Origin of the sequence: Micromonospora purpureochromogenes (assembly GCF_900091515.1) — a bacterium.
GTDB lineage: Bacteria > Actinomycetota > Actinomycetes > Mycobacteriales > Micromonosporaceae > Micromonospora > Micromonospora purpureochromogenes.
The window spans coordinates 4,689,638-4,707,371 of record NZ_LT607410.1; the positions used below are offsets into that span (position 1 = coordinate 4,689,638).

Genomic DNA, 17,734 nt, shown 5'->3' on the forward strand with positions numbered 1-17,734 from the left:
CGCCGGCCCGGCCACCGCCAGGGGGCGGGCGGAGTTCCGTGCCTCCGCGCCGGTGACGGTAGGTCGCGCGGCGCCGCCCACGCTCGCGTCGTACTAGTACGCTGCCCTCCGCGAGGCCGTCCAGGGCCTTTCGTACTAGTACGCCGGAGGTGACGTCCTGGCCCCCACGGCATCCCGCCCGCAACCGCCGTACCGGCGGATCGCCGCGCAGATCCGGCTCCGGATCGAGCTCGGCGAGCTGCGACCCGGCGATCCGGTGCCGTCGGCCCGGCAGATCACCCGCGAGCACGGCGTCGCCATCGCCACCGCGACCAAGGTGCTGGCCCTGCTCCGCGAGGAGGGGCTGGTGCTGGCCCGTCCCGGCGCCGGCACGGTGGTCGCCGCGCGCCCGGACGCCCCGCCCCGGGCCGGCCGGTCGGACCCGGAGCTGAGCCGCGACCACCTGGTCCGCACGGCGATGGCGCTCGCCGACTCCGACGGCCTCGCGGCGGTCTCCCTGCGCCGGCTCGCCGCCGACCTCGGCGTGGCGACGATGGCGCTGCACCGCCACGTGCGGGGTCGGGACGAGCTGGTCCGGTTGATGGCCGACAGCGCCCTGGCCGACGCCCTGCCCACCGCCCGGCCGGCCGGCTGGCGGGCCCAGCTGGAACTGCTGGCCCGGGAGCAGTGGCGGGTCTACCGGCGACACCGCTGGCTGCCCCACGTCATCTCGATGAGCCGGCCGCAGCTGCTGCCGCGCGGCATGGCGCACACCGAGTGGGCGCTGCGCGCCACGGGCGGCGTCGGCCTGGACCGGGAGACCCGTTGGTACGCCGCGCTCACGCTGATCGCCCAGGTGCGGGGCGTCGCCACCAACCTGGAGATGCAGGCGCAGGCGGAGCAGGACACCGGCCTGACCGACGAGGAGTGGATCGAGTCGCAGGAGCCGGTCTTCGACCGGCTGGCGCCCGGGCGCTACCCGACCCTGGCCGCGCTGAGCGCCGAGGGCGACGTCGACCTCACCCTGGACGGCATCTTCGAGTTCGGCCTGCGCCGGCTGCTGGACAGCTACGCAACCCTGATCGAGGACGCCGCGCGCCGGCCGGGGTGAGCGCGCCCCGACCGACGGCGGCCGGGCGCGTCAGTCGGGGAAGGTGACCACCCAGCGGGCGCCCTCGCCCCGGGCGAGCCGGTCGAACGCCTCCGGCGCCTCGTCGAGGGTGACCAGCCCGCTGATCAGCGGAGTCAGGTCGAGCGTGCCGTCGCCGACCTCGCGGGCCAGGCCCGGCACCTCCCGGTCGGGATCGGACGAGCCGTACACCGAGGAGCGCAGCGTCCGGGCGGAGTGGAAGATGTCCAGCGCCGAGAGGCTCACCAGGTCGTCCTTGCCGCCCATGCCCACCACGGTGACCGCTCCCCCGCGCCGGGTGAGCCGCCAGGCGGTCCGGATGGTGGCGGCCCGTCCCACGCACTCGAAGGCGTGGTCGACGCCGCGCCCCTCGGTGAGCGCCCGGATCTCCTTCGACAGCCGGTCGTCGGGCACGAGGAAGTGCGTCGCCCCGGCGGCGAGGGCCAGGCCCCGCTTCGCCTCGGCCACGTCGACCGCGACGATCGGGCCGGCGCCGGCGGCCCGGGCGGCGGTGAGCACCGACAGGCCGACCCCGCCGAGGCCGATCACCGCGACCGACTCACCGCCGGCGACCCGGGCGGTGTTGCGGACCGCGCCGGTGCCGGTGAGCACGGCGCAGCCGAGCAGGGCGGCCCGCTCCGGCGGCAGGTCGTCGGGGACCGCCACCACGGCGGCCTCGGGCACCACCACCTCCTCGGCGAACGCGCCGAGCCCGAGCGTGACGTGCAACGCCTCGCCGTCGGCGGTCTCGCCGCGCGGCACCGCCGGGGCGGTGTTGGCGGCGCAGAGCCACGGCTCGCCGTGCCGGCAGTACCAGCACCGCCGGCAGGCGGGCGCCCAGTTGAGCACCACCTGCGTGCCGACCGGCACGGCGGCGCCGGCGCCGGCCTCGACCACCACGCCGGCCGCCTCGTGCCCCAGCACCAGCGGGTACGCGGGCGCGAGGGTGCCGTTGACCATGGACAGGTCGGAGTGGCAGATGCCGGCGGCGCGGACGCGGACCCGCAGCTCGCCGGGGCCGGGCGCGGGCAGGCGGATCTCCTCGACGCGCAGCGGCGCGCCGGGCGCGCGGGCGACCAGAGCCCTCACCGCTGGATCGCCTTGATCTCGCGGAACTCGTCGATGCCGTACGGGCCCAGCTCCCGGCCCAGGCCGGACTGCTTGTAGCCGCCGAACGGCGCCCGCGGGTTGAACCCGCCGCCGTTGACGTCCACCTGGCCGGTACGCAGCCGCCGGGCCACCGCCAGCGCGCGGTCGGCGTCGGCGGACCACACCGCGCCGGCCAGTCCGTAGCGGGAGTTGTTGGCGACGGCGACGGCCTCGTCGTCGTCGCCGAACGGAATGACGGCGAGCACCGGGCCGAAGACCTCCTCCTGGGCCAGCGCGCTGTCGGGGTGCACGTCGGCCAGCACGGTCGGGGCGACGAAGTGCCCCCGGGGCGGCAGCGGGGCGTCCGGGCCACCGCAGACGAGGCGCGCCCCGTCGGCGAGGGCGCGGTCGACGTGGCCGCGCACCCGCTCGGCCTGGGCGGCGGAGACCAGCGGGCCGAGCCGGGTGTCCGGGTCGAACGGATCCCCCGGCCGGTACGCCGCGGCGGCCCGGGCGACCAGGTCGAGTGCCTCGTCGTACCGGTCGCGGTGGACCAGCATCCGGGTCCACGCGGTGCAGGTCTGCCCCGAGTTGAGCAGCGCGTTGCCCACCCCGACCTTGACGGCGGTGGGCAGGTCGGCGTCGGCGAGGATCAGGTTGGCCGACTTGCCGCCCAGTTCCAGGGCCACCCGGGCGATCCGGTCGGCGGCGAGGTGGGCGATCCGGCGGCCGGTGGCGGTGGACCCGGTGAACGAGACCATGTCCACGTCGGGGTGGGCGGCCAGGGCCTCGCCGACCACCGGCCCGGTGCCGGGCACCAGGTTGACCACACCGGCGGGCAGCCCGGCCTCGGCGACCGCGTCGAAGAGCAGGTACGCCGTCAGCGGGGTCAGCTCGCTGGGCTTGAGCACCACGGTGCAGCCGGCGGCCAGGGCGGGCGCCAGCTTGGCGACGACCTGGTGCAGCGGGTAGTTCCACGGGGTGATCGCGCCGACCACGCCGACCGGTTCACGGACGACGAGCGAGTTGCCGATCGTCTCCTCGGCGGGCGGCCGGGCGGCCAGCTCGACGCAGTCGCGCAGCACGGTCAGCGGCAGGCCGGTCTGCACCCGGGCGGCCAGCTTGAGCGGGGTGCCGAGTTCGAGCGCGACGGTCCGGGCGATGTCCTCGGCCCGGGCGGTCAGCGCGGCGAGCAGTCGGTCGAGGTGGGCGGCGCGCTCGGCGGGCGAGGTGGCCGCCCAGCTGGGAAAGGCGGCCCGGGCGGCGGCGACGGCCCGGTCGACGTCGGCCGGGGTGCCGGCCGGCACCTGCCCGACGGTCTCCCCGGTGGCCGGGTTCTCCACGTCGATCGGCTCGTTCCCGGACGGGTCGGCCCAGGCGCCGCCGAGGTAGAGGTGACGGCGGACCAGGAGCGCGGGGGGCGCGGCGGCGAGATCCATGTCGTCCTTCGGGGGTGAGGAAACTAGCGCTGGGAGTTTTGACGCTACCCGTTCGCCCCGGGTGGTTCCACCGCGAGTACGCGCCGGTGTTCGGCGGCGAGGCCGTGCAGCAGCGCGTCCAGGCCGAGGGCGAAGGCGCCCTCGTCGACGCTGCGCTGGTGCTCGGCGAGCCGGTGCGCCTGGCCCAGGTGCGGGTAGTGCGCGGCGTACAGCTCCGGGTCCTCGACGAAGCCGCGGGCGAACGAGCCGAGCGCCGACCCGGCGACGAAGTACCGCATCGCCGCGCCGACGTGGGTGGCCCGGGCGGGCGGCCAGCCGGCCTTGACCAGTGCCCCGTAGACGGCGTCGGCCATGGCCAGGGCGGCCGGGCGCCGCCCCGGACCCTGGGCCAGGTAGGGCACGACGTTCGGGTGCGCGGTCAGCGCCGCCCGGTACGACCAGGCCCAGCGGCGCAGCGCCTCGCGCCAGTCGTGGCGGCCGAAGAAGCCGATGTCCACGGCGACGGTGACGCTTTCGGCGACCGCGTCGAGGATGGCCTCCCGGTTGGCGAAGTGGTTGTAGAGCGAGGGACCCCGCACGCCGAGCGCGGCGGCGAGCCGCCGGGTGGAGAAGGCGGCCAGCCCGTCGGCGTCGATCAGGGCCAGGGCCGCGGCGACGATCCGGTCCCGGGTGAGCACCGGCTGCGGGGGTCGGGGCACGTCGACTCCTCGGGGGTCTGGACGACAGAAAACTTACACCGCTAGTTTAAGCGGGACGCAGCCACGACGGCGGAAGGGATCAGCATGGACTTCTCACTGACCGACGAGGAGCGGGCGGTCCGCGACACCGTCCGGTCGTTCATCACCCGCGAGGTGATGCCGCTGGAACAGGAGGTGCTGCGCCGCGAGCGCGCGCACCAGCCCGGCGTGACCCGCGACGAGTTGCGCGAGCTCCAGCAGAAGGCGAAGAAGTTCGGCTTCTGGGGGCTGGCCACCCCCGAGGAGTACGGCGGGATGGACCTGCCCGCGGTCATGCAGTCGCTGATCTGGACGGAGCTGGGGCGCACCTTCGTGCCGTTCCGGTTCGGCGGCGAGGCCGACAACATCCTCTTCCACGCCACCGAGGAGCAGAAGCGCGAGTTCCTGCTGCCCACCATCGAGGGCGAGCGGATCTCCTGCTTCGCCATCACCGAGCCGGGCGCCGGGTCGGACGCGGCGAACATCCGGCTGGCCGCCCGGCGCGACGGCGACGACTGGATCCTCGACGGCGAGAAGACCTTCATCACCAACGGCAACGACGCCGACTTCGCCATCGTGGTCGCGGTGACCGACCGGGAGAAGGGCGCCCGCAACGGCGGGGCGACCGCGTTCCTGGTGGACCGGGCGATGGGCTGGCGCTCGGAGTTCATCCAGACGATGGGCGAGGGCGGGCCGGCGTCACTGATCTTCGACGGCGTACGGGTGCCGCACCGCAACATCCTCGGCGAGATCGGCCAGGGCTTCACGCTGGGCATGGAGTGGATCGGCAAGGGCCGCTACACCATCCCCTCGCACGCCATCGGCATCGCCGAGCGGGCGTTGCAGATGGCCATCGACTACGCCAACACCCGGGAGACCTTCGGCGCGAAGATCGGCACCAACCAGGCCATCCAGTGGATGATCGCCGATTCCGAGACCGAGCTGGAGGCGGCCCGCTGGCTGGTGCTGCGCTCCGCCTGGACGGTCGACCAGGGCATGGACCCCCGGCACGCATCCTCGATGGGCAAGCTCTACGGCGCCGGCATGGTCAACCGGGTGGTGGACCGGGTGCTCCAGATCCACGGCGGCATGGGCTACACCCGCGAACTGCCGGTCGAGCGCTGGTACCGGCAGGTGCGGCTCTACCGGATCTTCGAGGGCACCGACGAGATGCAGCGGCTGATCATCTCGCGGGACCTGCTGCGCGGGTACACGAAGATCGGCGGTCACCTGGCCTGAGTCCACGCCGGCTCCTCATTTTCCCGCCTGCTCCGGTCGGGCCGGCGCGGCACGCCTCAGCCGGCGGCTCGGGTCGAGGAGTTGGCGGCCCGGTGAGCCGGACTGCTCGGGTGGGCGGCGATGACAGCCGCCCACCCGGGAGCGGGCTCAGCCGGTCAGCGCCGTCAGGGCGGCGTCCACATCGGCCTCGGTGGAGTACACGTGGAAGGAGGCGCGGACCCGCCCGGCGCGCACCGCCGCCCGGATTCCGGCCCGCTCCAGCCGCTGCTCGGCGTCGGGCACGTCGACGGCGACGATGGCGCTCTCCCCCGCCGGCCGACCCAGCCCGGCCAGGAACCGGTTGGCCAGCGCCACGTCGTGCGCCCGGATCGCCGGCACGCCGATCTCGGCGACCACCTCCAGTGCGGGCGCCGCGCCGACCCAGCTGAACCAGGCGGGCGAGATGTCGAATCGGCGGGCGTCGTCCGCCAGCCGCAGCGGCGGGCCGTAGTAGGAGGCGTGCGGGTCCGCGCCCGCGTACCAGCCGGCGGCGTCCGGACGCAGCCGCTCGCGCAGCTCGGGCGCCAGGTAGGCGTACGCGGAGCCGCGCGGGCCCATCAGCCACTTGTACCCGGCCACCGCCACCACGTCGGCCCGGCTCCCGTCGAACGGCAGCCAACCACACGCCTGGGTCGCGTCCACCGCGACCAGCGCACCGTGCGCCCGGGCCGCGGCCACGATCTCGTCGTACGCCGCCACGGCGCCGTCGGCGGACTGCACCAGGCTGAACGCGACCAGATCGGTGTCGGCGTCGATCGCGTCGACCAGCCCCGTCAGCGGCACGGTGCGGACCCTGACGCCGCGCTCCTCCTGAGCCAGCCAGGGAAACAGGTTCGAGGTGAACTCGACCTCGGGGACCACCACGTTCGCGCCCGCCGGGAGGGCCGCCGCGACCGGTGCGAGGAGCTGGGACACGGCCGCGCCGACCGCCACGTCCCCGGCCGGTACGCCGACCAGGCCGGCGAACGCGGCCCGGGCCCGGTCCACCGACTGCCCCCAGCCCTCCCAGGAGCTGCTTCCGGTCCGCCAGTCGGCCAGCGCCTCCTGCAATGCCGTCCAGGCCGGCTCGGGCGGGAGCCCGTAGGAGGCGGTGTTCAACCAGCCGGGCTCCGGCTTCCACAACTGCTGCGCCTGCTCGATGTTCACCCCACCGACGCTAGGCGGGGTGGCCTCGGATGGGCACGGCCAATCGGCGACCGGCGGCCTGCGGCACATCGGCACGCACCCTGTCCTCGTCGTAGCCGCCGGATCGACAGCTCTCGCGCGGCTCTCAAGACCGCCTCCGCTCACCGCCTCGCCGACGCCGCGCTCGCGGGACAACCGCTCGCCTGGCTCACTCCACCCGCTCCGCCCTCCTGGACGGCGTCGAGGTGAAGAGGTAGGACCAGCGCGGTGGAGACCGCCAGCTCCCGATCGAGTGCCTCGTGGCGGGGGACGAAGGCCATTGCTCCGCCCTCGCCGATCACCACGTCCTCCTGGCGCGCGTTCGTACTGCCGCCCAAGACGTGGACCGTGACCGTGTGCGGAAAGCCGTCCTCGTACGGGCGCGGGCCGGTCCAGAAAAGGTGCAGCTCACCGGCGGTCAGGCCGGTCTCCTCCAGCAGTTCCCGGCGGGCGGCCTCCTCCGGCGTCTCGCCAGGTTCGAGGTGGCCGCCGGGCAGGCTCCACTGGTTCGGCGAGGCCGAGGTGTGCGCGTCGCGGTGCTGCAGAAGGATCGCTCCCGAGGGGTCGACGAGCAGCACGAGCGCCACGTCATAGCTTGCCATCGCGAAATCGTGCCACGCCGGGTTGCCTCCCGCGCTCCCGTGCGCGGCCCAGCCACCCCCTCCGCCAACATGCAACCAATGGTTGCGCAACGCCGGGTGGTCGGCTAGCGTGATGTGCAACCAACGGTTGCATATCAAGAGGTGGCAGAGCATGGAGTACGCCAGCATCGAACGAGAGATCCACGTCGACGCCTCGCCGGAGGTGGTCTTCGAGGTCGTCAGCAGCCCCGAGCACATCTCGGAATGGTGGACCGACGATGCCGCCTTCGAGGCGACTCCCGGCACGGTCGGTGAGCTCGTCTGGGGTGACCGGGCACAGGTCGTCCCGATGGTCGTGGTGGACGCCGAGCCTCCTCGACTGTTCTCGTTCCGCTGGTGTCATCCCGAGGGCAAGGTCGACGACCGGGCCACCTCGCTGCTGGTCACCTTCGAGCTCACCCCGTCGGGCACGGGCACCAGGATCCGGCTCACCGAGACCGGGTTCCGGGAGATGGGTTGGGAGGCCGCGAAGCTGGAGGAGCAGTACCGCGACCACGTCGCCGGCTGGGACACCTTCGTCCCCCGACTCGGGGAGTACCTCGCCCGGCTGGTCTCGACCCGGTGACCGCCGCCGTCGACGACGACCTGTGGTCGGCGGTGGGGGATCCGACCCGTCGGCGGATGCTCGACCTGCTTCTGGCCGACGGCGACGGCACGGCCACCAGCCTCAGTGAGCGGCTGCCCGTGACGCGGCAGGCCATCGCGAAACACCTCGGCGTGCTCGACCGGGTGGGCCTGGTGCGCTCCGCCCCCGCCGGGCGCGAGCGAAGGTACCGGGTGGACGAGGCGCAGCTCGCCCGGGCAGTCGCGCAACTGTCCTCGGTCGGAGCGGCGTGGGACGCCCGGCTCCTGCGCATCAAGCGGATCGCCGAGGCTGTCCAGCGCACGAAGGACCAGCGCGGCATCCAGCAGTGACGTCATGAGAGTCATCCGAAAACCGACACCGGAGAGAAGATCGAACATGGTGGACATCCTGCACAAAGTCGGAATCCCGTCGTCCACGGCCGAGGTCTACACGGCTCTGACCACCGTCGAGGGACTTGCCGGCTGGTGGACGACCAACACCCGGGGCGTCGGCGACCGCCTCGGCGGCGTGCTCCAGTTCCGGTTCGCCGCCGGCGGATTCGACATGAAGGTCCTCGAGCTCGACCCCGGCAGGCGCGTGCTGTGGGAGGTGGTCGACGGACCCGACGAGTGGATCGGCACACACGTGGACTGGCGCCTTGCCCAGGTCGACGACTACGCCGTCGTGCTCTTCAGCCACCGGGGCTGGAAGGAGCCGGTGGATTTCATGCACCACTGCAGCACCAAGTGGGCGGTCTACCTGCTGAGCCTGAAGTCGTTGATCGAGACCGGAAAGGGCGCTCCGCATCCGCACGACGTCAAGATCGACAGCTGGGACTGAGGGTCCGCTCGGTCCTGACGGGTCTCGCACCGGCGCGAAGCCACGACGCCACCTCCACCGGCAGCGATGCTGTCGGTGGAGGTGGCGCCGGCGCGGCCCCTGGTGGTTCCGCGACGGCGGCGTCAGGCTGGTACGCCGGCCGGGGCGGTCGAGTCGTCGGCCGGCCGCCGGGTGGCGGGCTCGCCCTCGTCGGCGTCCTCATCGAGCATGGTCGACTCGTCGAACGGGTCGTCGCCGCGCAGCACCCGACCGGCCTTGTCCCGGTCGAACTCCCCCGTCCAGGTCCCGACCAGCACGGTCGCGACCGCGTTGCCGGCGAAGTTGGTCAGCGCCCGCGCCTCCGACATGAACCGGTCGATCCCCACGATCAGACCGACCCCGTCGACCAGGTCCGGACGGTGTGACTGGAGCCCACCGGCAAGCGTGGCCAGCCCGGCACCCGTCACCCCGGCAGCACCCTTCGACGCGATGACCATGAACAGCAGCAGCGACACCTGCTCGCCGATCGACAGCGGCTTGCCCAGCGCGTCGGCGATGAACAGCGACGCCATGGTCAGGTAGATCGCCGTGCCGTCCAGGTTGAACGAGTACCCGGTCGGCACCGTGATGCCGACCACCGACCTGCTCACCCCGACGTGCTCCATCTTGGCGATCAGCCGCGGCAGCGCCGACTCCGAGGACGAGGTCGACAGGATCAGCAGGAACTCCCGGCCCAGGTAGCGCAGCAGCGAGAAGATCGGGATCCGGGCCACGAACCACAGCAGCGCACCCAGCACCACCAGCACGAAGATCAGACAGGTCGCGTAGAAGCCGAGCATGATCTGCGCCAGGCTCTTCAGCGCGTCCATCCCGGTGGCGCCGACCACGGCGGCGATGGCGCCGAACGCGCCGATCGGGGCCAGCCACATGATCATGGCGAGCACCTTGAAGACCACCCGCTGGAGCAGGCCCACGGCGTTCAGCACCGGCTCGCCGCGCCGGCCCAGGCTCTGCACGGCGAAGCCGACCAGCAGCGCCACGAGCAGCGTCTGGAGCACCTCCCCCTCGGTCAGCGCGGAGAAGAGCGTGGTCGGGATGACTCCGAGCAGGAAGTCGACGGTCCCCCCGGCCTCGTCGCCGGCGGCGGCCTTGCCCGAGCCGGCGAGGTCCTGCCCCAGGTCGAGCCCCGAGCCGGGGTGGATGAGGTTGCCGACCACCAGGCCGATGGCGAGCGCGACGGTCGACATGACCAGGAAGTAGCCGAGGGCGAGGCCGCCGACCTTGCCGACCTTCGCCGCCTGCCGGACCGAGCCGACGCCGAGCACGATGGTGCAGAAGATGACCGGGCTGATCATCATTTTGATCAGGTTGACGAAGCCGGTTCCGAGCGGCTTGAGTTCCTTGCCGACCTCGGGAGCGGCGAGGCCGACCACGACGCCGGCCAGCACGGCGACGATGACGGCCAGGTAGAGGTACCGGGTACGGTCCCGACGGACCGGGGGTGACGGTGTGGCGGTGGATGTGGTGGTGTCCATGTCGACAATGTGAAGCGCGTCTCACCACAAGGCAGCCTTGCGGTCATTCTGTTCATCCCGTCGGAGCACGCGCGACCCGTGTCGGTGACGACGGCGCGGACGAGGAGGGGAAACATGGCCCGGCGGCAGTGGAGCATCGCGGGGCAACTGTTCGCCCTCCAGGCCGTGGTGGTGACCCTGCTCGTCCTGGCCGGCGCCGCCGGGGCCGTCTGGCTGGCCCGCAGCGACTCCCGGCAGGCGGCGCAGGAGGAGGTGCTCGCGGTGGCGCAGACCGTCGCCCGCTCTCCCGACGTCCGTGCGGCGCTGCGTACGGCCGACCCCAGCGCGGCCCTCCAGCCGTACGCGGAGTCCACCCGGGTGGCGACCGGCACCGACTTCGTGGTGGTGATGGCGCCCGACCGCACCCGTTACTCGCACCCGCACCCGAAGCGGATCGGTCAGCCGTTCGTCGGCGACATCGCGCCGGCTCTGGCCGGCCGGCCGTTCACCACCACCAACGTGGGCACGCTCGGCGAGTCGGTGCGCGCGGTGGTGCCGGTGTACGACGACGAGCGGATCGTCGGCCTGGTCTCGGTCGGCATCACCACCGAGGCGATCGATCGCAAGCTGCTCGGCCAGTGGCCGGTGCTGCTCGGCGTCGCCGCACCGGCGCTCGCCCTCGCGGCCACCGGCTCCTGGCTGCTCAGCCGTCGGCTCCGTCGGCAGACGCACGGCCTCGGGCCGGCCCAGATGACCCGGATGTACGAGTACTACGACGCGGTGCTGCACTCGGTGCGGGAAGGCCTGCTGGTACTGACCACCGACCGCCGGGTGGCGTTGGTCAACGACGAGGGCCGCCGGCTGCTCGGGCTGGACGCGGACGCGCCGCTGACCGACCGGCCGGTGGCCGGGATCGACCTGCCGCCCGCGGTGGCCGAGCTGCTGACGTCGGCCCGGGACGCTCGCGACGAGCCCGTCCTGGCCGGTGACCGGGTGCTGGTCGCCAACCAGCGGACCGCCCGCTTCGAGGGCATCGCGCTCGGCACGGTGCTCACCCTGCGCGACCAGACCGAGCTGCGCACGCTCGCCAGCGAACTCGACTCGGTACGTGCGTTGACGGAAGCGTTGCAGGCGCAGACCCACGAGTCGGCCAACCGGCTGCACACCGTGCTGACTCTCGTGGAGCTGGACCGTACCGACGAGGCGGTGCGCCTGGCCACCCGGGACCTGGCCGCGGCGCAGCAGCTCACCGACCGGGTGGTCGGCGCGGTGACCGAGCCGGCGCTGGCCGCCCTGCTGCTCGGCAAGTCCGCCCAGGCCGGTGAGCGCGGCGTGGACCTGGTGATCGACCCGGAGTGCCGGCTCGACGGCAGCCCGCTGCCCAGCGCCGACCTGCTCACCGTGGTGGGCAATCTGGTGGACAACGCGCTGGAGGCGGTCGCCGGCAACCCGCCGCCGCGGCGGGTCCAGGTCTTCGTCGGCGCGGTCGACGGCGAACTGGTGGTCCGGGTCGGTGACAACGGCCCGGGACTGGACCCGGAGCGGGTGAACGACGCGTTCCGGCGCGGCTGGTCCACCAAGAGCGCCGGCCGCGGCCTCGGCCTGGCGCTGGTCGGGCAGGTGGTCCGCCGGCACGGGGGCAGCTACGAGGTCGACCGCTCGAACGACGGCGGAAGCCTGTTCACCGTCCGGCTGCCGACCGGGGGCGGCGAGGCCCGATGAACGACATCCGGGTGCTGGTGGTCGAGGACGAGCCGTTGCTGGCCGAGGCGCACACCGCGTACACCGAGCGGGTGCCGGGTTTCGTGGTGGCCGGGGTGGCGCACACCGGCCGGGAGGCGATGGCGGCGCTGCGCCGGCGCGGCGGCGCGGACGTCGACCTGGTGCTGTTGGATTTCCGCCTGCCCGACGTGCACGGCCTGGACGTCTGCCGGGCGTTGCGAGCGGCGGGCAGCAGCGTCGACGTGCTCGCGGTGACCTCGGCCCGGGACCTGGCGGTGGTCCGTGCCGCGGTCTCCCTCGGGGTGACCCACTACCTGCTCAAGCCGTTCACCTTCGCCGCCTTCCGCGACAAGCTGGAGCGCTACGCCGACTACCGCCGGCAGGCGCTCGCCGACGGCGAGGTGGCCGCCCAGCACGAGGTGGACCGGATGTTCGCCACCCTGCGCGGTGCCGCCCCGCACACCCTGCCCAAGGGGCTGGACGTGCACACCCTGCACCGGGTGCTCTCCGCACTCGCCGACCGGCCGCGAACCACGCCTGCCGAGGCCGAGGCCGGGCTGTCCGCGACCGAGGTGAGCCGGCGCACCGGCATCTCCCGGGTGACCGCCCGCCGCTATCTGGAGTACCTGGTGACCATCGACCGGGCGGTCCGCAGCCCCCGCTACGGCACACCCGGGCGCCCCGAGGTCGAGTACCGGCCGACCTGACCGACACCCGGCCGGCTGCCGGTCGCGGTGCTCTGCGGTGGCGAGCGGCTGCCCGCCACCCTGGCGCGACGTCCCCCGGCCGGGTCAGCTCACGTTGGCCGGGCCGAGCACGCTCTTCAGGTCGCCCATCAGCGCGGTGGTCGCCGCCACCCGGAACGGACCCAGCCGCAGCGTCGTGGTCTTGCCGCCGTTGAGCAGCTTGACGTGCACCTCGGTGTCGCCGGGGTGTAGCACCAGGGTCTCCTTGAGCCGTTCCACCAGCGGCGGCGTGCAGCGGTGCACCGGGATGGTGAGGGTGACCGGCTTGTTGGCCGGGTTGCTGCTGACGTCCGGCATGGACATGTCCATCGCCATGATCCGCGGCGTGTCGTCGCGACGGTCCACCCGGCCCTTGACCACCACGATGGCGTCCTCGGCGATGTACTGCCCGATCACCTCGTAGGTGTTCGGGAAGAACAGCGTCTCCACGCCGCCGGCCAGGTCCTCCAGGGTGGCCGAGGCCCAGGCCCGGCCCTGCTTGGTGACCCGGCGCTGCACGCCGGAGAGGATGCCGGCCAGGGTGACCACCGCGCCGTCCGGGACGGTGCCCTCCTCGGACAGGGCGGCGATCGTGGTGTCCGCCGCCGCGCCGAGGACGTGCTCCAGGCCGAAGAGCGGGTGGTCGGAGACGTAGAGGCCGAGCATCTCCCGCTCGAAGGCGAGCTTGTCCCGCTTGTCCCACTCGCTGCCCGCAATGGTCGGCATGACCGTGGTGCTGCCGCCGGTGTCGGCGTCGCCGAAGCCGGCGCCGAAGAGGTCGTACTGGCCGACCGCCTCCTTGCGCTTGACGTCGGCGTACGCGTCGATGGCGTCGGCGTGCACGGCGAGCAGGCCCTTGCGGGTGTGCCCGAGCGAGTCGAAGGCGCCGGCCTTGATCAGGGATTCGATGGTCTTCTTGTTGCAGGCCACCGCGTCCACCTTGGCCAGGAAGTCGTAGAAGTCGGCGTACTCGCCCTTCTCCTCCCGGCACCGCATGATCGCGGCCACAACGTTCGCGCCGACGTTGCGGACGGCGGCGAGGCCGAACCGGATGTCCTGGCCGACCGGGGTGAACGGCCCGGCCGAGGTGTTCACGTCCGGCGGCAGGACCTGGATCCGCATTCGGCGGCACTCCGACAGGTAGAGCGCCATCTTGTCCTTGTCGTCACCGACCGAGGTGAGCAGCGCCGCCATGTACTCGGCCGGGTAGTGCGCCTTGAGGTACGCCGTCCAGTACGACACCAGCCCGTACGCGGCGGAGTGCGCCTTGTTGAAGGCGTAACCGGCGAACGGGACCAGCACGTCCCACACCGCCTGGATCGCCTGGTCGGAGTAGCCGCGCTCGCGGCAGCCGTCCCGGAACGGGATGAACTCCTTGTCGAGGATCTCCTTCTTCTTCTTGCCCATCGCCCGGCGCAGCAGGTCGGCCTGGCCCAGGGTGTAGCCGGCGAGGATCTGCGCGGCGCGCTGCACCTGCTCCTGGTAGACGATCAGGCCGTGGGTGGGCGCCAGGATCTCCCGCAGCGGCTCCTCCAGCTCCGGGTGGATCGGGGTGATCTCCTGGAGGCCGTTCTTGCGCAGCGCGTAGTTGGTGTGCGAGTCGACGCCCATCGGGCCGGGCCGGTACAGCGCCAGCACGGCGGAGATGTCCTCGAAGTTGTCCGGCTTCATCAGCCGCAGCAGGGAGCGCATCGGCCCGCCGTCGAGCTGGAACACGCCGAGGGTGTCACCCCGGGCCAGCAGGTCGTAGGCGGCCTTGTCGTCCAGCGGCAGGGCCAGCAGGTCGAGTTCCCGGCCGTGGTTGAGCTGGATGTTCTTGACCGCGTCGTCGATGATCGTCAGGTTGCGCAGGCCGAGGAAGTCCATCTTCAACAGCCCGAGCGACTCGCAGGTCGGGTAGTCGAACTGGGTGATGATCGCCCCGTCGGCGTCCCGGCGCATCAGCGGGATGTGGTCGATGATCGGCTCGGCGGACATGATGACGCCGGCGGCGTGCACGCCGGTCTGCCGGATCAGCCCCTCGATGCCCTTCGCGGTGTCGATCACCTTCCGGACGTCCGGGTCGGACTCGTAGAGGCCGCGGATCTCGCCGGCCTCGGCGTAGCGCGGGTGCTTCGGGTCGAAGATGCCGGAGAGCGGGATGTCCTTGCCCATCACCGCCGGCGGCATCGCCTTGGTGATCCGGTCGCCGACCGCGTAGGGGAAGCCGAGCACCCGGGCCGAGTCCTTGATCGCGGCCTTCGCCTTGATCGTGCCGAAGGTCGCGATCTGGGCGACCTTGTCCTCGCCCCACTTGTCGGTGACGTACTTGATCACCTCACCGCGCCGGCGCTCGTCGAAGTCGATGTCGACATCGGGCATCGAGACGCGCTCGGGATTGAGGAACCGCTCGAAGATCAGGCCGTGCGGGATCGGGTCCAGGTCGGTGATGCCCAGGGCGTACGCGACCAGCGAGCCGGCGGCCGAGCCACGGCCCGGGCCCACCGCGATGCCCTGGCTCTTGGCCCACTGGATGAAGTCGGCGACCACGAGGAAGTACGAGGGGAAGCCCATCTGGTTGATGACGCCCAGCTCGTACTCGGCCTGCGCGACGTGCCCCTCCGGGATCCCGTTGGGGTAGCGGCGGGCCAGGCCGGCGAAGGTCTCCTTGCGGAACCAGGACTCATCGGTCTCCCCCTCGGGCACCGGGAAGCGCGGCATCAGGTTGTGGAACTCGAACATCCCGGTCGGGTCGACCTTCTCGGCGACCAGCAGGGTGTTGCGGCAGCCCTGCTGCCACAGCTCCGAGGAGTCGACCGCGCGCATCTGCTCGGCGGACTTGATGAAGTAGCCGCCGCCCTCGAACCGGAACCGGTTCGGGTCGTCGATGTTGCTGCCGGTCTGCACGCAGAGCAGCACGTCGTGCGCGGTGGCCTGGGCCTCGTGGGTGTAGTGCGAGTCGTTGGTGACCACCGGCGGGATGTCCAGCTTGCGGGCGATCTCGGTCAGCCCGTCGCGGACCCGGCGCTCGATCGAGAGGCCGTGGTCCATGATCTCCAGGAAGTAGTTCTCCTTGCCGAAGATGTCCTGGTAGCTGGCGGCGACCTTGAGCGCCTCGTCGAACTGGCCCAGCCGAAGCCGGGTCTGCACCGCGCCGGAGGGGCAGCCGGTGGTGGCCATGATGCCCTCGGCGTGCTCGGCGATCAGCTCCATGTCCATCCGGGGCCACTTGACGTAGTGGCCCTCCATGGAGGCGCGCGAGTTGAGGGTGAAGAGGTTCTTCAGGCCGGTGGCGTTCTTCGCCCACATGGTCTTGTGGGTGATGGCGCCGTTACCCGAGACGTCGTCGCTCTTCTGCTCCGGCCGGCCCCACTTGACCCGCGCCTTGTGGAAGCGCGACTCCGGCGCGACGTACGCCTCGACGCCGAGGATCGGGGTGATGCCGGCGGCCATCGCCTGCTTGTAGAAGTCGTTCGCGCCGTGCATGTTGCCGTGGTCGGTGATCGCCACCGCCGGCATCCCGAGCCGGTTCGCCTCGGCGAAGAGGTCCTTGAGCCGGGCCGCCCCGTCGAGCATCGAGTACTCGGTGTGTACGTGCAGATGCGCGAACGAATCGCCCATGCGTGGCGCCCCCCCGGGTCGGTCTCATGGGTGGTCGGAAGTCGGTCGGCCCACCCTATCCCCGGGCCCAGGGACGTCTCCAGCAGCCGCGCGGACAGACCGCCGTCGGGTGGTGTGGATCTCCCGGAGAGCCCGCCCCGAGGGGGTCGCGGCCGGGTCGCCTGCCCGACTCGGGGATCCCGGGAAGCCCGGCGGGGCCGTAGCCTGGACGGCACGGCGCACCGGCGGACCGGGGACGGTGTGATGCTTCTCGCGGACGACATCGACGACCTGGCCAGGGCGGCCGCGCGCGGCGAACCGGGCGCGGTCGACGCGCTGCTGGCGGCCGTGCGTCCCGAGGTGCTGCGGCTCTGCGCCCGGCTGCTGCCGCACCGGGAGGACGCCGAGGAGGCGTGCCAGGACGCCCTGCTCGCGCTCGCCCGGGGCATCGACCGGTTCGAGGGCCGGTCGACGTTCCACACCTGGCTCTACCGGCTCACCGCCAACCGGGCCCGCTCGACGTACCGGGCGCTGCGCCGGCGCTGGCTGGTCGAGTCCGGCGGCGTGCCGCTGCCCGATCCGCCCGACCCGAGGCGGACCAGCGTGGTCGCCGGCACCCGGCTGGACCTGCTCGACGCGCTGGACGCGGTGCGCCCCGAACTCGCCGAGGCGGTGACGCTGCGCGACGTGCTCGGGCTGAACTACCGCGAGATCGCCGCCCTGCTCGACGTGCCGGAGGGCACCGCGAAGTCCCGCGTCCACTTGGCCCGCAAGCAGGTCCGGCAGCGGATGTCCGGTGACTGAGACCGGGCACCGCCGGGCCGTCGCCCTGCTCGCGTCGGCCCGGCGGCGGGTGGTTCCGGTGGCCACGCTGGGCGTGCTCGCGTCGGTGGCGGCCTGCGGGCAGCAGACCCCGGTCGCGCCGCTGCCGGTGCGACCGCCGACCCCGGCGGCCACCGCGTCGACCCCCGCGGCGCCGGCCCCGTCCGCGCCGCCCGGCTCGACCACCCTCGCCGCCACGCCGCGACCGCCCGCCCCGGTCGGACCCGCGCCGACCGGTGGCAGAGGTACGCGCTCACCGTCGCCGAGCCCGCGGTCGAGCGCCTGCCTCGGCCCGGTCCGCTACGACCTGGTCCTCGCCGAGACCGAGGTGGCCCTGCTGAAGTCGCTGTGTCTGGCCGCCGGTGGGGTGCTGCGCATCCAGGGCATCGGCCCGGGCGAGGTGACCGTGGACCGGGAAGACCTGGTCTCCCGCAGCTACGAGGCCGGGGTGCAGGACATCCGGTTCCTGCGCGCCGGCACGGTCCGGGTGACCATTCCGCAGGGCGGCGAGGCGCACCCGGTCGCGGTGGTGGTGGTCTAGGGCCAACGCCGT

At 72.8% G+C, this 17,734-nt stretch carries 15 protein-coding genes and 1 pseudogene; 9 read left to right on the plus strand and 7 right to left on the minus strand.

The window, feature by feature from the left end; translation table 11 throughout:
• Positions 1-199: 199 nt before the first annotated feature.
• A complete protein-coding gene (locus tag GA0074696_RS21625) occupies positions 200-1,090 on the plus strand; it encodes a TetR/AcrR family transcriptional regulator C-terminal domain-containing protein (protein ID WP_331716550.1) in 891 nt (296 codons plus the stop codon).
• Positions 1,091-1,120: 30 nt separating this feature from the next.
• Here the strand turns inward: GA0074696_RS21625 and GA0074696_RS21630 are convergent, their stop codons facing one another.
• From GA0074696_RS21630 to GA0074696_RS21640, 3 genes are read right to left on the minus strand one after another with little or no spacing between them, the layout of a single operon-like run.
• Positions 1,121-2,197, minus strand: a complete 1,077-nt coding sequence (locus tag GA0074696_RS21630) for an alcohol dehydrogenase catalytic domain-containing protein (RefSeq protein ID WP_088962790.1) — start codon at positions 2,195-2,197, stop codon at positions 1,121-1,123.
• Positions 2,194-3,636 (minus strand): aldehyde dehydrogenase family protein, encoded by a 1,443-nt coding sequence (locus GA0074696_RS21635; RefSeq protein ID WP_088962791.1) that lies wholly within the window; start codon positions 3,634-3,636, stop codon positions 2,194-2,196. Before GA0074696_RS21635 ends, GA0074696_RS21630 begins: the two co-directional genes overlap by 4 nt.
• Before the next feature lie 44 nt (positions 3,637-3,680).
• Positions 3,681-4,334, minus strand: a complete 654-nt coding sequence (locus tag GA0074696_RS21640; protein WP_088962792.1) for a TetR/AcrR family transcriptional regulator — start codon at positions 4,332-4,334, stop codon at positions 3,681-3,683.
• Positions 4,335-4,418: 84 nt separating this feature from the next.
• On the opposite strand from GA0074696_RS21640, the gene GA0074696_RS21645 reads away from it, so the two are divergent.
• Complete coding sequence (locus GA0074696_RS21645; protein WP_088962793.1) at positions 4,419-5,591, plus strand: acyl-CoA dehydrogenase family protein; 1,173 nt, start codon at positions 4,419-4,421, stop codon at positions 5,589-5,591.
• A gap of 147 nt (positions 5,592-5,738) precedes the next feature.
• On the opposite strand, the gene GA0074696_RS21650 is transcribed toward GA0074696_RS21645, so the two are convergent.
• The gene (locus tag GA0074696_RS21650; protein WP_088962794.1) at positions 5,739-6,776 is read right to left on the minus strand and encodes an aminotransferase class V-fold PLP-dependent enzyme; all 1,038 of its coding nucleotides are present in this window, start codon (positions 6,774-6,776) and stop codon (positions 5,739-5,741) included.
• Between the two features lie 272 nt (positions 6,777-7,048).
• A pseudogene (locus GA0074696_RS32430) lies at positions 7,049-7,633 on the minus strand (NUDIX hydrolase); the annotation flags it as partial.
• On the opposite strand from GA0074696_RS32430, the gene GA0074696_RS21660 reads away from it, so the two are divergent.
• The 3 genes from GA0074696_RS21660 to GA0074696_RS21670 are packed head-to-tail and all read left to right on the plus strand — an operon-like array spanning position 7,548 to position 8,840.
• Positions 7,548-8,000: an SRPBCC family protein gene (locus GA0074696_RS21660; protein WP_088962796.1), complete on the plus strand. Its 453-nt coding sequence runs from the start codon at positions 7,548-7,550 to the stop codon at positions 7,998-8,000. The pseudogene GA0074696_RS32430 and the gene GA0074696_RS21660 sit on opposite strands and share 86 nt — an antisense overlap.
• Entirely contained in the window at positions 7,997-8,350 is a 354-nt protein-coding gene (locus GA0074696_RS21665) for an ArsR/SmtB family transcription factor (protein ID WP_088962797.1), read from the plus strand. Before GA0074696_RS21660 ends, GA0074696_RS21665 begins: the two co-directional genes overlap by 4 nt.
• A 46-nt stretch (positions 8,351-8,396) precedes the next feature.
• A complete protein-coding gene (locus tag GA0074696_RS21670; protein WP_088962798.1) occupies positions 8,397-8,840 on the plus strand; it encodes an SRPBCC family protein in 444 nt (147 codons plus the stop codon).
• Positions 8,841-8,962: 122 nt separating this feature from the next.
• Here the strand turns inward: GA0074696_RS21670 and GA0074696_RS21675 are convergent, their stop codons facing one another.
• Positions 8,963-10,354 (minus strand): cation:dicarboxylate symporter family transporter, encoded by a 1,392-nt coding sequence (locus GA0074696_RS21675; protein ID WP_088962799.1) that lies wholly within the window; start codon positions 10,352-10,354, stop codon positions 8,963-8,965.
• 114 nt (positions 10,355-10,468) lie between these two features.
• Here GA0074696_RS21675 and GA0074696_RS21680 point away from each other — a divergent pair, with 114 nt between their 5' ends.
• Positions 10,469-12,055, plus strand: coding sequence for a sensor histidine kinase (locus tag GA0074696_RS21680; RefSeq protein WP_088962800.1), 1,587 nt, complete (start codon positions 10,469-10,471; stop codon positions 12,053-12,055).
• On the plus strand, positions 12,052-12,762 hold the full coding sequence (locus GA0074696_RS21685) for a response regulator (RefSeq protein ID WP_088962801.1): 711 nt from the start codon (positions 12,052-12,054) through the stop codon (positions 12,760-12,762). Before GA0074696_RS21680 ends, GA0074696_RS21685 begins: the two co-directional genes overlap by 4 nt.
• Positions 12,763-12,846: 84 nt before the next feature.
• On the opposite strand, the gene dnaE is transcribed toward GA0074696_RS21685, so the two are convergent.
• A complete protein-coding gene (gene dnaE / locus GA0074696_RS21690; RefSeq protein WP_088962802.1) occupies positions 12,847-16,380 on the minus strand; it encodes a DNA polymerase III subunit alpha in 3,534 nt (1,177 codons plus the stop codon).
• Between the two features lie 243 nt (positions 16,381-16,623).
• Between dnaE and GA0074696_RS21695 the strand changes: the two genes are divergently transcribed.
• Both GA0074696_RS21695 and GA0074696_RS21700 read left to right on the plus strand, forming a co-directional pair.
• Entirely contained in the window at positions 16,624-17,163 is a 540-nt protein-coding gene (locus GA0074696_RS21695; protein ID WP_088964707.1) for an RNA polymerase sigma factor, read from the plus strand.
• The gene (locus GA0074696_RS21700) at positions 17,156-17,722 is read left to right on the plus strand and encodes a hypothetical protein (protein WP_231925107.1); all 567 of its coding nucleotides are present in this window, start codon (positions 17,156-17,158) and stop codon (positions 17,720-17,722) included. Before GA0074696_RS21695 ends, GA0074696_RS21700 begins: the two co-directional genes overlap by 8 nt.
• The last annotated feature ends 12 nt before the right edge of the window (positions 17,723-17,734 follow it).